General features: G+C 28.4%; 20 protein-coding genes. 8 read left to right on the top strand and 12 right to left on the bottom strand.

Annotated features, from left to right (window positions below; translation table 11 throughout):
* Window positions 1-114: 114 nt before the first annotated feature.
* Window positions 115-915 carry a CPBP family intramembrane glutamic endopeptidase gene (locus tag P9515_RS01955; RefSeq protein WP_225867093.1) on the top strand — a complete coding sequence of 267 codons (801 nt, stop codon included), beginning with the start codon at window positions 115-117 and terminating at the stop codon, window positions 913-915.
* Here the strand turns inward: P9515_RS01955 and P9515_RS01950 are convergent.
* The 3 genes from P9515_RS01950 to arfB all read right to left on the bottom strand — a co-directional run bounded on the left by P9515_RS01950 (window position 893) and on the right by arfB (window position 2,444).
* Window positions 893-1,156 (bottom strand): hypothetical protein, encoded by a 264-nt coding sequence (locus tag P9515_RS01950; RefSeq protein WP_011819705.1) that lies wholly within the window; start codon window positions 1,154-1,156, stop codon window positions 893-895. The genes P9515_RS01955 and P9515_RS01950 overlap by 23 nt on opposite strands.
* 514 nt (window positions 1,157-1,670) lie before the next feature.
* Window positions 1,671-1,919, bottom strand: a complete 249-nt coding sequence (locus tag P9515_RS01940) for a DUF1651 domain-containing protein (protein ID WP_011819703.1) — start codon at window positions 1,917-1,919, stop codon at window positions 1,671-1,673.
* 108 nt (window positions 1,920-2,027) lie between these two features.
* On the bottom strand, window positions 2,028-2,444 hold the full coding sequence (gene arfB, locus P9515_RS01935; protein ID WP_011819702.1) for an alternative ribosome rescue aminoacyl-tRNA hydrolase ArfB: 417 nt from the start codon (window positions 2,442-2,444) through the stop codon (window positions 2,028-2,030).
* A 656-nt stretch (window positions 2,445-3,100) separates the two neighbouring features.
* On the opposite strand from arfB, the gene P9515_RS01930 reads away from it, so the two are divergent.
* Complete coding sequence (locus tag P9515_RS01930; RefSeq protein ID WP_011819701.1) at window positions 3,101-3,445, top strand: hypothetical protein; 345 nt, start codon at window positions 3,101-3,103, stop codon at window positions 3,443-3,445.
* A gap of 385 nt (window positions 3,446-3,830) precedes the next feature.
* Here P9515_RS01930 and P9515_RS01925 read toward each other — a convergent pair whose 3' ends face one another.
* The 3 genes from P9515_RS01925 to P9515_RS01915 all read right to left on the bottom strand — a co-directional run bounded on the left by P9515_RS01925 (window position 3,831) and on the right by P9515_RS01915 (window position 5,162).
* Window positions 3,831-4,103 carry a small RNA NsiR4-regulated ssr1528 family protein gene (locus tag P9515_RS01925; protein WP_011819700.1) on the bottom strand — a complete coding sequence of 91 codons (273 nt, stop codon included), beginning with the start codon at window positions 4,101-4,103 and terminating at the stop codon, window positions 3,831-3,833.
* Window positions 4,104-4,171: 68 nt separating this feature from the next.
* Window positions 4,172-4,621 (bottom strand): peroxiredoxin, encoded by a 450-nt coding sequence (locus tag P9515_RS01920; protein ID WP_011819699.1) that lies wholly within the window; start codon window positions 4,619-4,621, stop codon window positions 4,172-4,174.
* Between the two features lie 301 nt (window positions 4,622-4,922).
* On the bottom strand, window positions 4,923-5,162 hold the full coding sequence (locus tag P9515_RS01915; protein WP_011819698.1) for a hypothetical protein: 240 nt from the start codon (window positions 5,160-5,162) through the stop codon (window positions 4,923-4,925).
* A 449-nt stretch (window positions 5,163-5,611) separates the two neighbouring features.
* Between P9515_RS01915 and P9515_RS01905 the strand changes: the two genes are divergently transcribed.
* Both P9515_RS01905 and P9515_RS01900 read left to right on the top strand, forming a co-directional pair.
* The gene (locus tag P9515_RS01905; protein WP_011819696.1) at window positions 5,612-5,899 is read left to right on the top strand and encodes a TatA/E family twin arginine-targeting protein translocase; all 288 of its coding nucleotides are present in this window, start codon (window positions 5,612-5,614) and stop codon (window positions 5,897-5,899) included.
* The gene (locus P9515_RS01900) at window positions 5,889-6,296 is read left to right on the top strand and encodes a hypothetical protein (protein ID WP_011819695.1); all 408 of its coding nucleotides are present in this window, start codon (window positions 5,889-5,891) and stop codon (window positions 6,294-6,296) included. The genes P9515_RS01905 and P9515_RS01900 overlap by 11 nt, the downstream gene beginning before the upstream one ends.
* 9 nt (window positions 6,297-6,305) lie before the next feature.
* Here P9515_RS01900 and P9515_RS01895 read toward each other — a convergent pair whose 3' ends face one another.
* Window positions 6,306-6,626: a hypothetical protein gene (locus P9515_RS01895; protein ID WP_011819694.1), complete on the bottom strand. Its 321-nt coding sequence runs from the start codon at window positions 6,624-6,626 to the stop codon at window positions 6,306-6,308.
* A 98-nt stretch (window positions 6,627-6,724) separates the two neighbouring features.
* Between P9515_RS01895 and P9515_RS01890 the strand changes: the two genes are divergently transcribed.
* On the top strand, window positions 6,725-6,940 hold the full coding sequence (locus P9515_RS01890; protein WP_041710552.1) for a Nif11-like leader peptide family natural product precursor: 216 nt from the start codon (window positions 6,725-6,727) through the stop codon (window positions 6,938-6,940).
* A gap of 4 nt (window positions 6,941-6,944) precedes the next feature.
* Here the strand turns inward: P9515_RS01890 and P9515_RS01885 are convergent, their stop codons facing one another.
* The gene (locus tag P9515_RS01885) at window positions 6,945-7,445 is read right to left on the bottom strand and encodes a hypothetical protein (protein WP_011819692.1); all 501 of its coding nucleotides are present in this window, start codon (window positions 7,443-7,445) and stop codon (window positions 6,945-6,947) included.
* Window positions 7,446-7,748: 303 nt separating this feature from the next.
* Between P9515_RS01885 and P9515_RS01880 the strand changes: the two genes are divergently transcribed.
* Both P9515_RS01880 and P9515_RS01875 read left to right on the top strand, forming a co-directional pair.
* Window positions 7,749-9,278 (top strand): phytoene desaturase family protein, encoded by a 1,530-nt coding sequence (locus P9515_RS01880; protein ID WP_011819691.1) that lies wholly within the window; start codon window positions 7,749-7,751, stop codon window positions 9,276-9,278.
* Window positions 9,279-9,393: 115 nt separating this feature from the next.
* Entirely contained in the window at window positions 9,394-9,597 is a 204-nt protein-coding gene (locus P9515_RS01875) for a hypothetical protein (protein ID WP_011819690.1), read from the top strand.
* 17 nt (window positions 9,598-9,614) lie between these two features.
* On the opposite strand, the gene P9515_RS01870 is transcribed toward P9515_RS01875, so the two are convergent.
* Both P9515_RS01870 and P9515_RS01865 read right to left on the bottom strand, forming a co-directional pair.
* Window positions 9,615-9,914, bottom strand: coding sequence for a TIGR03894 family protein (locus tag P9515_RS01870; RefSeq protein ID WP_011819689.1), 300 nt, complete (start codon window positions 9,912-9,914; stop codon window positions 9,615-9,617).
* A 90-nt stretch (window positions 9,915-10,004) separates the two neighbouring features.
* The gene (locus tag P9515_RS01865; RefSeq protein ID WP_041710551.1) at window positions 10,005-10,205 is read right to left on the bottom strand and encodes a hypothetical protein; all 201 of its coding nucleotides are present in this window, start codon (window positions 10,203-10,205) and stop codon (window positions 10,005-10,007) included.
* Window positions 10,206-10,443: 238 nt separating this feature from the next.
* On the opposite strand from P9515_RS01865, the gene P9515_RS01860 reads away from it, so the two are divergent.
* Window positions 10,444-10,752: a hypothetical protein gene (locus P9515_RS01860; protein WP_011819688.1), complete on the top strand. Its 309-nt coding sequence runs from the start codon at window positions 10,444-10,446 to the stop codon at window positions 10,750-10,752.
* A gap of 287 nt (window positions 10,753-11,039) precedes the next feature.
* Here the strand turns inward: P9515_RS01860 and P9515_RS09580 are convergent, their stop codons facing one another.
* Together P9515_RS09580 and P9515_RS01855 are read right to left on the bottom strand one after the other, a co-directional pair.
* Complete coding sequence (locus tag P9515_RS09580) at window positions 11,040-11,180, bottom strand: hypothetical protein (RefSeq protein WP_011819687.1); 141 nt, start codon at window positions 11,178-11,180, stop codon at window positions 11,040-11,042.
* Between the two features lie 657 nt (window positions 11,181-11,837).
* Complete coding sequence (locus tag P9515_RS01855; protein ID WP_225867092.1) at window positions 11,838-12,176, bottom strand: NADH-quinone oxidoreductase; 339 nt, start codon at window positions 12,174-12,176, stop codon at window positions 11,838-11,840.
* Between the last annotated feature and the right edge of the window lie 75 nt (window positions 12,177-12,251).

Genomic DNA, 12,251 nt, shown 5'->3' with positions numbered 1-12,251 from the left:
GATATCTATAAAAAAAGATAAACCTTGAATATGTTTTATATTTTAAACTCAATAAAAACAATATATGAAAAATTCTTATTGATAAAACCTCGAATATTAACGATAATTTTATTCATGCCTTGCCTTTATTTATTAGGTTGGCTATTAGCAAATCCTTTATTGTTTACAGGTGTAGGGGAAGATAAGATATCCCTAATAGGAACCATTATTACGTTCTTATTATTTATTACAGCAATGCCTAAATGGTTTGAAATACGTTGGGGATTAAATGATACGTGGATGCTTCTAGGCATTAATAAAATTGATAAAAAGCCAGAAAGATTTATATATTTTCTCAGAGGTTTATTATACGCATTTATTTTGTTATCCCTAATATTAATTCCAATTATTAGTAATGAATGGGGAAATTGGTTAGGTAGATTATCACCTGAAATATTATTGAATTCTTTAGTTTTAATAATTGGGATTGGCTTTGCGGAAGAGCTAATATTTCGAGGTTGGCTTTTAGAAGAACTAAAAAATCAATACGGATTTAAAAAGGCCTGTATTATTCAATCATTAGTATTTAGTATGGCTCATACAGGCTTCGATATGCCTTTTTGGCAAATGATCAGTATCCTTTTTGGACTATTTTTACTTGGCATTTTATTATCAATAATAAGAATCAAAGATGATAATTCCTTGTGGGGTTGCGCCGGAATGCATGGAGGTCTTGTAGGAATATGGTTTCTCATGAATAATGGTTTAGTGGAAATATCATTAGATGCTCCTAATTGGTTAATAGGTCCGGGTTATATAAATACAAACCCCTTAGGAGGTTTTTATGGAATCTCATTGTTAATAATTACATTATTTTATAATTTTTTTAAATATAAGAAAAAGATTTCTAAATTTATAACAATTTCGCAAGAGTAAGTAATGCCTCAAGACCTTCTAATTTTCTTTTTGCTTGGCTAATCAGTCTTCCAGCATCAGGAACACATTGAGCTTGTAATGATAATGAATAAGAATACTCTTCTTTTATTTCTTCTATGGATTTTTCAATAATTGATTTTGCATCAAATTTGTCCGTAGATAAGTTTTCAAGAAAATTTTTTCCTATTATGTGCAATAGGAGTTGATTAAAAGCTTTTTCAGCTTTTTGTATATTTTCCATATAAATTTTTAGATATTGTAATCTTAAACATTAAAAAAAATAATTACTAATAAAGAATGAAAAAATATTAAGAATTCAATTAACTAGATATAAATACTGATGATTTTTTATTACAAATTTGCAATCTTTAAAAAAGATCAAATAAAAAATATGAATTTTGAGGCAGGTTTTGAGTTCATTATTTTTTTGATATTATTTGGAATCATAAATTACTTAATGATGTTAAGAAGATATGAAAATGATCTAATGAAAAGAAAAATTTTCCAAAGAAATAAAATTTCAGTTTTATATCCTAAAGGTACTTTTATAAATTTATAGATTTATAAATCCTACAATCACTTGAATTAATAATTTATCTCTAAGTTTTTATACCATTTATGTAAAGTACATTTCTTAAATACTTAACTGGCTTTTCAATAATAATTAATCTACTTTATGGATTTTAAAATTTAAACTGCTACATAAAATAAGATTATTAAGAATAAATGATCTTAAACGCTTTTTAAAAATTTATTCACCATTGAGGATTAGTTTTTTGCCATCCTTGATTTATTAAACTTTCCCAAAACATTCTTGCTTCCTCAATCTTTATTTCTTTTGTCGTTTTCATTAATGGTGGATTTTCTCCATGAATACCCATTACAATACCCTCCTCAATAAACATATATTCGATCAAATCCTTTTTATTTTTATTTTTCTTATAAAAACGAATAACTCCTACAGAGTTAGAATCTATTAACCAAAAATCATTTTCTTTTTTCATTTGATTAAGCAGTTAAATTCAAACAAGTTAATAACAGATAATAATAAATTAATAATCCTATATATCAAAAGTTAAAAAAATATTTATATCAAAATTAAATTAACTAATTTAATATTTTCTTTGTCTATTTTTCTTTAATTCTCCTCGTTTTTTTTTTGCATCGATTCTTCTTTTTTGTACAGCATAAGATGGTTTAGTTAATTTTCTTACTTTGGATGAGTTTTTTAATGAATTTCTAATAAGAGAGCTAATCCTTACTATTGCTATCTGACGATTTACTAATTGATTTCTTTGATCCTGAACGGTTAGACGTATACAATTATTTATTAATTTGGTTTTCAGATTTTTCTTTATAACCATCTTCTGATAATCATTTAATATTATTGATTCTTCGATATTAAAAATTATCTCTACTTTAGTATTAGTTTTATTTACTTTTTGACCTCCCGGCCCAGAGGATCTTGAGAAAAGCCATTTTAATTCCCTTGAAGGAATTACTAATTTAGGTGTAATAATTAAATCCATTTTTATTTCTAAAAAATTCTCAGTTCCTTTCTAAATATACAGAGGAGTTTGATTACCAATTAAATATAGGCCTATAAATACTGGCCGGTCTTGAATTGCAAATCGAAATTCGATTGATTTTGAGTATTATTTTCTTCAGTTTATATTCTTACAATATTCAAATTTTTATAAGATATTTGAAATATTCTTAAAAAAATAGCACTATTTCTTCAATGTTTGATCTGCTGCTCTTAAAATCTTTCATATCTTCCCCTATATGTCATCTCATATAGCGACATGAAAGAACTAAAGAAACCGATCAGCAAAAAGAACTTGATGATATTGTTTCCCAAAGAAAAGACTTGAAGATGCTTCTAATTCATAACTAAAACATCTTTAAGAAAGAGAAAAGAAGTCAAGAATGAACTTAAATTCATTTCTGGGACTAAAGGAAAAGCATAGTTTTTTCGTCATTTAATCATTTAATAGTAAAACGGTTTTTTTTACCTGTCTTTTTTTTAATTTAATTAACCACGAATTCATTAAATCTTATACATAATAAAATCATGAATATAAATAAAGAGCGAGTAAGAATGTTTTTACCTTTCAGTTGGATAATTTGTGCTGCCATCTCTTTCGCTTACATTAATAACCATTTAGTAAACACATAAATATTAATGGACAAACTTTCAAGAGAACAAGTTCTTGCAACTTCAAGCGGATGGGTTGCATCCCTATTAAATTTCTTTCCAGGAGTAGGTACCGGATATCTCTACCAAAGAAGATGGATACCATACTTTTTAACTGCAGGAGCAGTAACAGCATGGTTCACAATTGGGATAATCTTGCAAGGCGATAAAGAGCCAACTCAAACAAACCAACTAATAGGGATCGCAGGTTTATTCTTAATATCAACAATAACTTTAGTAGAAGCCAACTTAGCCTTTAAAAAGGCTGTAAAAATAGCCAACATTAAAGTGCAAGAAACAAATTCTCCTACTAAAAAAGGTTGGTTTAAATAAATCAATTCACCTTAACTTCCAAAAGTTTAGACAAGTCTAGTTAATTATTCTTTTTTCATTTTTGAAGTATAAGAACCTTGAAAAATACTTCTTAAACTAAACATCAAAACTGTTAATGATAAAACAGGAAAAACTACATAAATAAAGTTACTCATCATTACTGACTCCTGTCCTAAAAAAATTTTGGATAAATACTCAGTAAGATCCATATCAATAATGAAATTAGGTATATCTAAGTAATAGCAGTCAATTCAATTTTGAAAATATTTTTGATTCCTTTTCAAGATAATATATTTTACATAGTCTTTTATTCAAAATCATCGATACCTAAACTATTTGGATATCAAAATTAGTTAGTTTAATTAAATATATTATTCAAGTGGAATTAATTGTAGAAAAATAAAATTTCTTTTTCTTTTAATCCTTCCCAACCAGAATCAATTAATAATTGATTTAATGTTTCTTTATCAAAATGCTTAGAACCTGTTTTGACGCATCTATTTCGCATAGATTTTTTGACTCCGCTTCTTTCTCTTTGATTTTCCGCATTCATAATTCTGCTATAAAGTTCAAGCATTTTTGAAGGAATTGGAGTCCCATCTAAATCAATGCCTTTTTTTATTGCATCGTCTACCGCTTGCATCCCTTTTTTTTTCATAAATCAATTTGGTTCCAGAATTTATCTTATATGAAAAGATATTAATTTTTAAATTTTGGGTAAGTAATTTACTGATTTTGAATTTCTTTTAAGACTCTTATAGCCTCTTTTATATGTTCAGGGCCATTCAACAAATCTCTAAAGATATGCTTAACAAATCCGTTTCTATCAATAACATAAGTAACGCGCCCATCTAATAAACCAAGTACTTTTGGCACTTTAAATGTTTTTCTTAATGAATCATCAATATCACACAACAAAGGATATTGTAATTTATTTTTATTAGCAAATGCTAAGTGGCTTGATGAAGTGCCGTTACTTACACCCCAAACTTGAGCGCCAAGTACTTTAAAAAGGTCATACTTATCTCTAAATCCGCAAACTTCTATAGTGCATCCTGGGGTGTCATCCTTTGGGTAGAAAAATAAAACTAGTGGACTTTTTAACCCTTCATTTGTTCTTCTAGTTCCATTCTGATCTAATAAAGAAAAAAGTGGAACTTTATCTCCAATCTTCAAAGTAGTTTATATAAAACTTTATTGTAGAAGCAACTAATATTTTTCTGTGGCCTAAAACAACAAAGTTTTGGATAAATTTTTCATAGATTGTACTAAAAGATACCAAAAGATTCTTTTAATTTACTAACCTATTCAATGAATCTATTCTCATAGAGTTCACAGTATTGGTTTATTTTCTTTCTTGTTGTATTTGTTGAATTACTTTTTCATTTAAATAAACTGAAAAAAGAGACTTAGTGAAATAAAAAAATAAAAAAATTTTACTTGGTTTATAAGAATTTAATATCTATAATAATGAGATCTAGAATTCTATTTTTTGATTTGGTGTAAATACAGAGCAGTACTTGCTTACTATATTCCTTAAGCCAAGTTCAGAGAAATTGTTAGATTCTAATTTTAATTTTTCTACAGCTGCTTTAGCATCAATTTCTTTAAGCCTGTATCTAGCACATGTATCCAATACTTTAAACATTTTAGTAGTAACAGCTTTTGATGGAGAGATAAAGGCAAATAATAAAAAAGGAACCAATAAAATTTTCATGTTATTTGAAATAATTTAATTAAAGTTTTTTTAATATAACTAATTTTACAATAAGCTAATTTTTATAAAATAAGGGACTAAAAAGAATTACTTTCAAAATATGATTCCTTATTGAAAAATTGTCTAATTGATAATAAAAATTTATTAATTAATCAATTTAATCCTATAAATTCTGATATAAAATTAAAATTAAGTAATAAATGTATGTTTTTGAAATTAATCAAAAGAATTTTTAAAAGACACCGCTTATTCATAAACTGGTATCAGAAAAAATTTAATTTAAGCGATTATCAACTACTTTGGTTGGTTTTTTTTAAGGGCATACTAATCACAATTATTTTTAACAAACTTTTTTGAAGAGTAACAAAGCAATTTTAAAAAAAGATATTTCCAAATCGTTAGATTATATTAAATAGTAGTTTTAATAATGGATTAAATAGACTTCTATCATGAACATCTTTGGAGTAGGTTTACCAGAAGTAACAGTCATTTTAATTTTAGCTCTATTAATTTTTGGTCCTAAAAAATTACCAGAATTAGGAAAGCAATTGGGCAAAACTTTGAAAAGCCTAAAGAAAGCATCTAACGAATTTCAACAAGAGATCGATCAAGTAATTAACGAGTCAGGAAAAGAAGATTTACCAAAATCTCCACGGGAAAATTTTACAAATAATCTCGATCAACTAACTAAAGAATCAGAACAAACCGATTTATCAAAATCAGATAATGATAAATGAGATAATTCAGAGGCCAATTACCCCTGTCGAAGAATTTGAAATAGCATTAAATAAAGCAGAACTTTCAGAGGCAGATTATGAGTTGATTGACTACATTAGATACACTAGTGTTTTTACCCAACCAAGTCTTGTTAAAGATTTAAAAAGGCCCTCCAAACCACCTTTGTTAACAAATCTATGCCAAATATGCAGGAAAATTGGATCAGAAATGCCTGAACATTTTACCAAAGTAATTGATTGGTCAGTTCAAATAAGTGAACACAATACAAGATGGGATGGTCATCTAATATGCGCAGAGGCATTAAATGTTGATAAAGTCCCAATAAGTCCTACCCATGGAACATCTTTATTCGATGTTCTTGTAGTACACAAAGAATTATTTCTTGGTTTTGATTAGCTAAGTTAATTAATCATCTAAAGGAACGGATTCTGTATCTATTACGTCTTTGGACTCATCATAATTGCTTCTTTTAGTATCAATCCAGTTATTAATAGATGCAACTAATGGAAGAGATCCTTTATAAATAAAAATCGAAGTGGGAAGAGCACTCACTATACCAACTAAGGGATTTTTGAAAAGTAATCTTCCAGCTTTAATATTGAATAAAATTATTAAAATTGAAGGTACTAAAACTTTAATTACTGTTTTTAAAGCCTCAATCCAACCGACACGATATATCCACCATATTAAAACCAACCCAACTACATATAAAAATAAGTAAGTCATGCTTTTAATATAGTATTTATTTAGGTTGAGTGGTCTTTAAAAGAAGCAATTTAATTTTTTTCTAAGGCTTTAATATAAAGTTATTATTAAAAGTTAAAATGAGTTTCTCTGAAATAAGAAAATTTTTAAAACAAATGCAATCAGAAGATAATTTAAAAAAAGATGTAACTTCTTCTGCAACTGCCGATGATGTAGCACTTATTGCGCAAAAACTTGGTTATAACTTTTCCGGAGATGATCTCTTAAGATTCAATGGCCAAACAGTAGATAAAGTTACTGTCAGAAAAGTTGATCATCCAGGGGAATATCACTAAAAGATCAAGACTTAATCCAAATTGCAAGTCCTCCCCCTTTTCCTCTAGCACACATCCAATTATTTTCTTTACTGAGAGCTATTAAGGAGAAAAAAGGTCTTTGCTTTTCTATTATTTTTTTTAAAGGCTTATTAACTAAAGTGAAATTTCCAATATTTATGATTAGTTTTTCAAAGAAAAAGGGCAATAAAGGTCTTTTACCTTTTAATGATGCTTGACCACAAAAAATAATCGATAATATCCCAAAACTAATTGAATTGATAATCTCAAAATCAAAGCTTTTATTTTGAGAATTATTTTTCTTCAATTCTAATTTTGCAGATAATACTTGGAGAATGGAACTAGATATATTGTCTATTTCTTCCGAACCTTTTTTCCAAACAGAATTAAATTTCCATGTTCCTATTAAATCTTCATTATCTATACCACTACCTTCTTTGATAGAAATACTTTCTAAAAGTTTTATCTCTTTATATTGTGGTAAATTTTTTGGCCCTAAAATCATTTCAATTGCAAATTTAACTAATAATAAAGAAAGTTTTCAAAAAAAAGTTTTAAACCTTCTTCCATGTTTCATAATATTTCTAAAAAAATGGATTTGAGTCACACATACGTAACAAATTTTCGCTATTATCTTAACATTAGTTAACCAAGCAAATGGATTTTATTTCAAAAAGACAGAAGCATATACCACTTAAGGCGGTTCCTTACATCTTCTTTCTTGCAGTTGTTTTAAGCATCACTACCACAACAAATACTTTCGTTTAAGCCCTAATTCTTACAATTTCTAGAGCTTAATTTGTTATCAATGAATAAATATGACGTAGTTATTGTAGGTAGTGGTATAGGGGGTTTATGTTGTGGATCTATATTAGCCTTAGCTGGGAAGAGAGTTTTAATTTGTGAGGCACATTCACAACCCGGTGGCGTTGCTCATAGCTTCAATTTAAAAGGTTATAAATTTGAATCAGGCCCTTCATTATGGAGTGGTTTAGGTAGGTGGCCTACTACAAATCCTTTAGGACAAATACTTAGATTAATTGATGAAAAAGTTGAACTTATTAAATATCAAGGATGGCTAGTAAACGTTCCTGAGGGCAACTTTAACCTAGAAGTAGGCGAAGAGCCATTTAAATCAAGAATAAAGCTATTGAGAGGTAATAGATCAGTTGAAGAGTGGGATTCATTGATGTCAGCAATAAAACCCCTTAGTAAATTAGTTAGTGAGATTCCTCTCCTATCTAGTTCACCTGAAACAATTAATATTTTAGGATTCATAAAGTTAGCATCCAAATTCTTACCAAACCTAAATTTATTACCAAAACTTAATGGAGGCTTTGGGGATATTGTCGACAATCATCTTAAAGATCCTTTCCTTAGAAATTGGGTAGATCTGCTTAGTTTTTTAATAAGTGGGATGCCAATGCATGATACAAATTCTGCTGCAATGGCAACCCTATTTGATGAATGGTTTAAACCTACATCTTATTTAGAATATCCAAAGGGAGGAAGTGAAAGCATCGTAAAGGCTCTGATTAATGCTTTCAAAAAAAATGGTGGTGAACTAATTGTTTCATCTAAAGTAGAAGCTATAAACTTTAGGAAAAATATTGCCTTAGGTGTAACGTTAGAAAATGGTTCCAAATTCACTTCAGACTTTGTCGTACTGAATACCGATATCTGGACTTCTCGCAAATTAATTCCACAAGAACTCCAAAAAAAATGGAAGCCAAAGGCTAAAAATATAAATAAATGTGGTTCCTTTCTTCACCTTCATCTAGGTTTTGATGCCTCAGGTTTACAAAATTTACCTATTCATTCAATACATGTTGATGATTGGGGGAGAGGGATTACTGCAGAAAGAAATGTAGTAGTCTTTTCAATTCCTTCTGTACTAGATAAGAGTATGGCTCCAAAAGGGAAACATGTTCTTCATGGATACACTCCAGCCAATGAACCATGGGAAATATGGGAGAATTTAAACTCAAATGATTTAACTTACAAAAAGCTTAAAGAAGAAAGATGCTCAATATTCCTCAAATCTTTGAGAAAAATAATTCCTGATATAGATAACAGAATTGAGATCAAGTTGCTTGGAACCCCTCTAACACATAAAAAATTTACAAATACTTACTGCGGTAGCTACGGTCCAGCCTTATCGGCAGCTCAAGGGTTGTTTCCCGGATGTAAAACTCCTATTAAAAATTTGCTTACTTGTGGCGCCAGTACCTTTCCAGGAATAGGCATACCGGCAGTTTCAGCAAGTGGAGCATATGCTGCTGAAAAAATTATTGGAAAGAAAGAATATAAAAATCTTCTTAAAATGATAGATCTTTAAAACATACGGCAATATTAATTAATTGATCTTTAGTTAAGAAATAAGAAGAAAAAAAGAAATTTTTTTTGAGGATGATATTCTTTATTTGAATATAATTTTTACTTATAGCTTTTATATGTTTTTCTTATCTATTCCTCAAGCTTGGCATTTAGCTGGTACATGGTCAGAGCAGCTACCAAAAGATTCAAATTTAATAGGAATGAGTCAAACAGAGCTGATGATGACCTTACATTCTATCTTTGTACCACTTTTATTAGTAATTTCATATTTTCTATTTCTAAAATTATCAAAAGAAGAATCAAAAAAAGTTAAAGGTTAACTTTATAGAAGAAGCTTTTATTTTGCTGAACTTCTTCTAAAAACTTTTCTTCCAGTAGAAGTATCAACGGAGGAAGAACTATTATCTTCTTTGATGCTGGAATTACCATCAACATTTTTGTTATCACTTTTATCCATTTCGGCGCAAACTCCTACTACCATTGCTGCTTGCAGTTGATCTGGTAAATCACCAATAGTTAATAAGGCTTTTAAAACCAATTGAAGGCGTGTTTCCCTATCAATTTCAGGCCTTAGTTTTTTAACGGTATTCCAAAGTTCTTGGGTAACTTCTTTCAAAAGTTCACGATCTACAGACAAATTAAAACCTTTTGTATTTATATTAATCTAACAAAGAATAGGGATTCTTAAAATATTTTTCAGAAAACTGAATATTAGTTAAACTTTTAGTCAAGTAAAAGCAAGTTGTATTTGTTTAGGGAGGTCTTTATTTAATTGCGGATTTTTAGAAGATTTTTCCTTGTTAAAGGTACTAAAAAACTTTTTTTTAATTTTTATTGGAGTGTTAGAGAAACTGCGATTAGCTTTTGACAACGAGTTCCACTCTTTCGGATCAAATGCAGCGTAGGGGGAAGAGGAAAGAATTTTCATTTCAATAGTATTTATGTACTAATACTAGTACATGAATACTATTTTCGCAAGTTAGGGTTTCTGAAAGCGCACGTCCTAATAAAATTTTTTATATTTCTTGCTATGAAGAAAGGTAATTAACCTCTTATTTGAACAATTCACAACCAAATACTCCTGAAAAACTTTTAAAAGTTGAAATCTATTAAAATCAATATACTTTTAAATAGAATCCTTCAGAAATTAAGTTATTTATCATCTAATGCTTTTAAGTAAATTAAAAAGGTTAAAAATTCAAGAAATAGTTAGGAGAATTTCTTTAAATGAAGAAGTGACATTAAAAGAGAGAATATACGTTGAACAATATGCAAAAAAAAATTCGACAATATCTCTTTGGTTAAAAAAAGCAACTAGTATCAGAAGATATGGAGCACAGAGCAAAGGCAGTATTAATGAACTTATTCAATCGCTTGGCATCGATGGTTTAGATGGAGAGAATCATTTCAATCCAAATAAAGATGAAATTCCTCACTGGTTTGGAGGCTCACCTGATTGGATTAAAAGGAGCTAAGCAACCATTCAATCTCTAATTTATCCATGCATTAGAGAATAAATAAACACTAACAACTGAGATAATTCCCCAAAATAGCCAAGGAAGTAACTTTATAGGAAACAAGTATTTGTTAGAAAATGTATTCATAGAAAACCTAATAACTAATAAGATTATTTGTAATTTTGAATTTTGAAAATAGGTTTAAATGCTCTAAATTATCAAAAACGAATGATATGAATATTTAAAAAGTAAATAATGTACTAAAGATATAAAAACTAATAAAGATAATTTCAATCTCGACAGAATTAAGCAGCTATTTTTTCATTATTAACTTTAAAACCGATTTTCTTGATATTTTTCTCTTCTGAATCATCCCAATATTTAATAAGTCTCTCTAACTCATTAATTCTTTTTTTTGCATTGGCAATCTTTTCAGTTGAAGTCATTTAAACAAATTAACTATATAAAATATGCATTAAAAAAATTTTTTTTCAATACCTAATTGTAAATTTGCTTAACCTTTAACAATATTAATTATCAGTTAAAAGTTGAGATATCTAATGTTTAGGTAATTATATCTATAAAAAAGGGGCTCATTATGAAGTATTTGAATTGATTAATAGTAAATAATACCTTTAAAATTCTTGACTTGTTTATTATGACAAGCACTTAAAGAGATTTTGGGTATTAGAAGTTATTGCAAGTTCTCCTTATTTTGCTTTTGTTTCTGTTCTTCATTTCAAAGAATCACTTGGAATAAGAAATGGAATCAAAATGTTTTTAATGAAAGAACATTTTTACCAAGACATTAATGAAACGTAGCACCTTAAAGAAATGGAGAGAAGGGAAGGAGACAAGTTTTGGATCGATTATTTTTTAACGAGGCATCTTGTACTTAATCTATTATTGGATCATGATTATTTATTATTTCTGTTCTCCAACAAATGCTTATGAAGTAAACATCAAGATCGAAGAGGATTCATTAAATACTTATACAAAATTCTTAAAAACACACCCTGATGATCAAAGGATAAAAGGAATTGCACAAGATGAGTTAATCACGTTGAAGAACTTACTGGAGCCTCTGCGGTGATAACTCAATCCTAAATTAAAACTGAAAAGTCCAAAAACATTAATGCAAAAATTACCGATGAAGAAATCAAGATAATTCCTACAATCATTGAGACATAACCTTTTTGCCTTGGCAATTTGTAAAAGAGAAATCCAATCACTATTGCCATTATTACTGTAAAAAATATTACGATTTTTTCAGTTAAAGAATTTAGGTGAAGTACTAAATTTGAATTTTCAAAGAGTTTTAGATAATTAGACAAAAAGACTTCGCCCTCAATTTTTTTTAAATAGAGGAATGAACTAATCAAAGCAGAACTCAATAAAGAAAAGATCAATAGAGCACTCACTGGTTTAGTAAGTCTATTCATCGTTCTATTAAAACTTAATAACAGAATTAATATGAATAAAGACATACCCATTGGTATTAAAGGGATCAAGATAGA

It is taken from the genome of Prochlorococcus marinus str. MIT 9515, from assembly GCF_000015665.1.
Lineage (GTDB): Bacteria > Cyanobacteriota > Cyanobacteriia > PCC-6307 > Cyanobiaceae > Prochlorococcus_A > Prochlorococcus_A marinus_P.
Note: the sequence above shows the minus strand (reverse complement) of the source record. Positions and strands in the feature narration are given on the sequence as shown.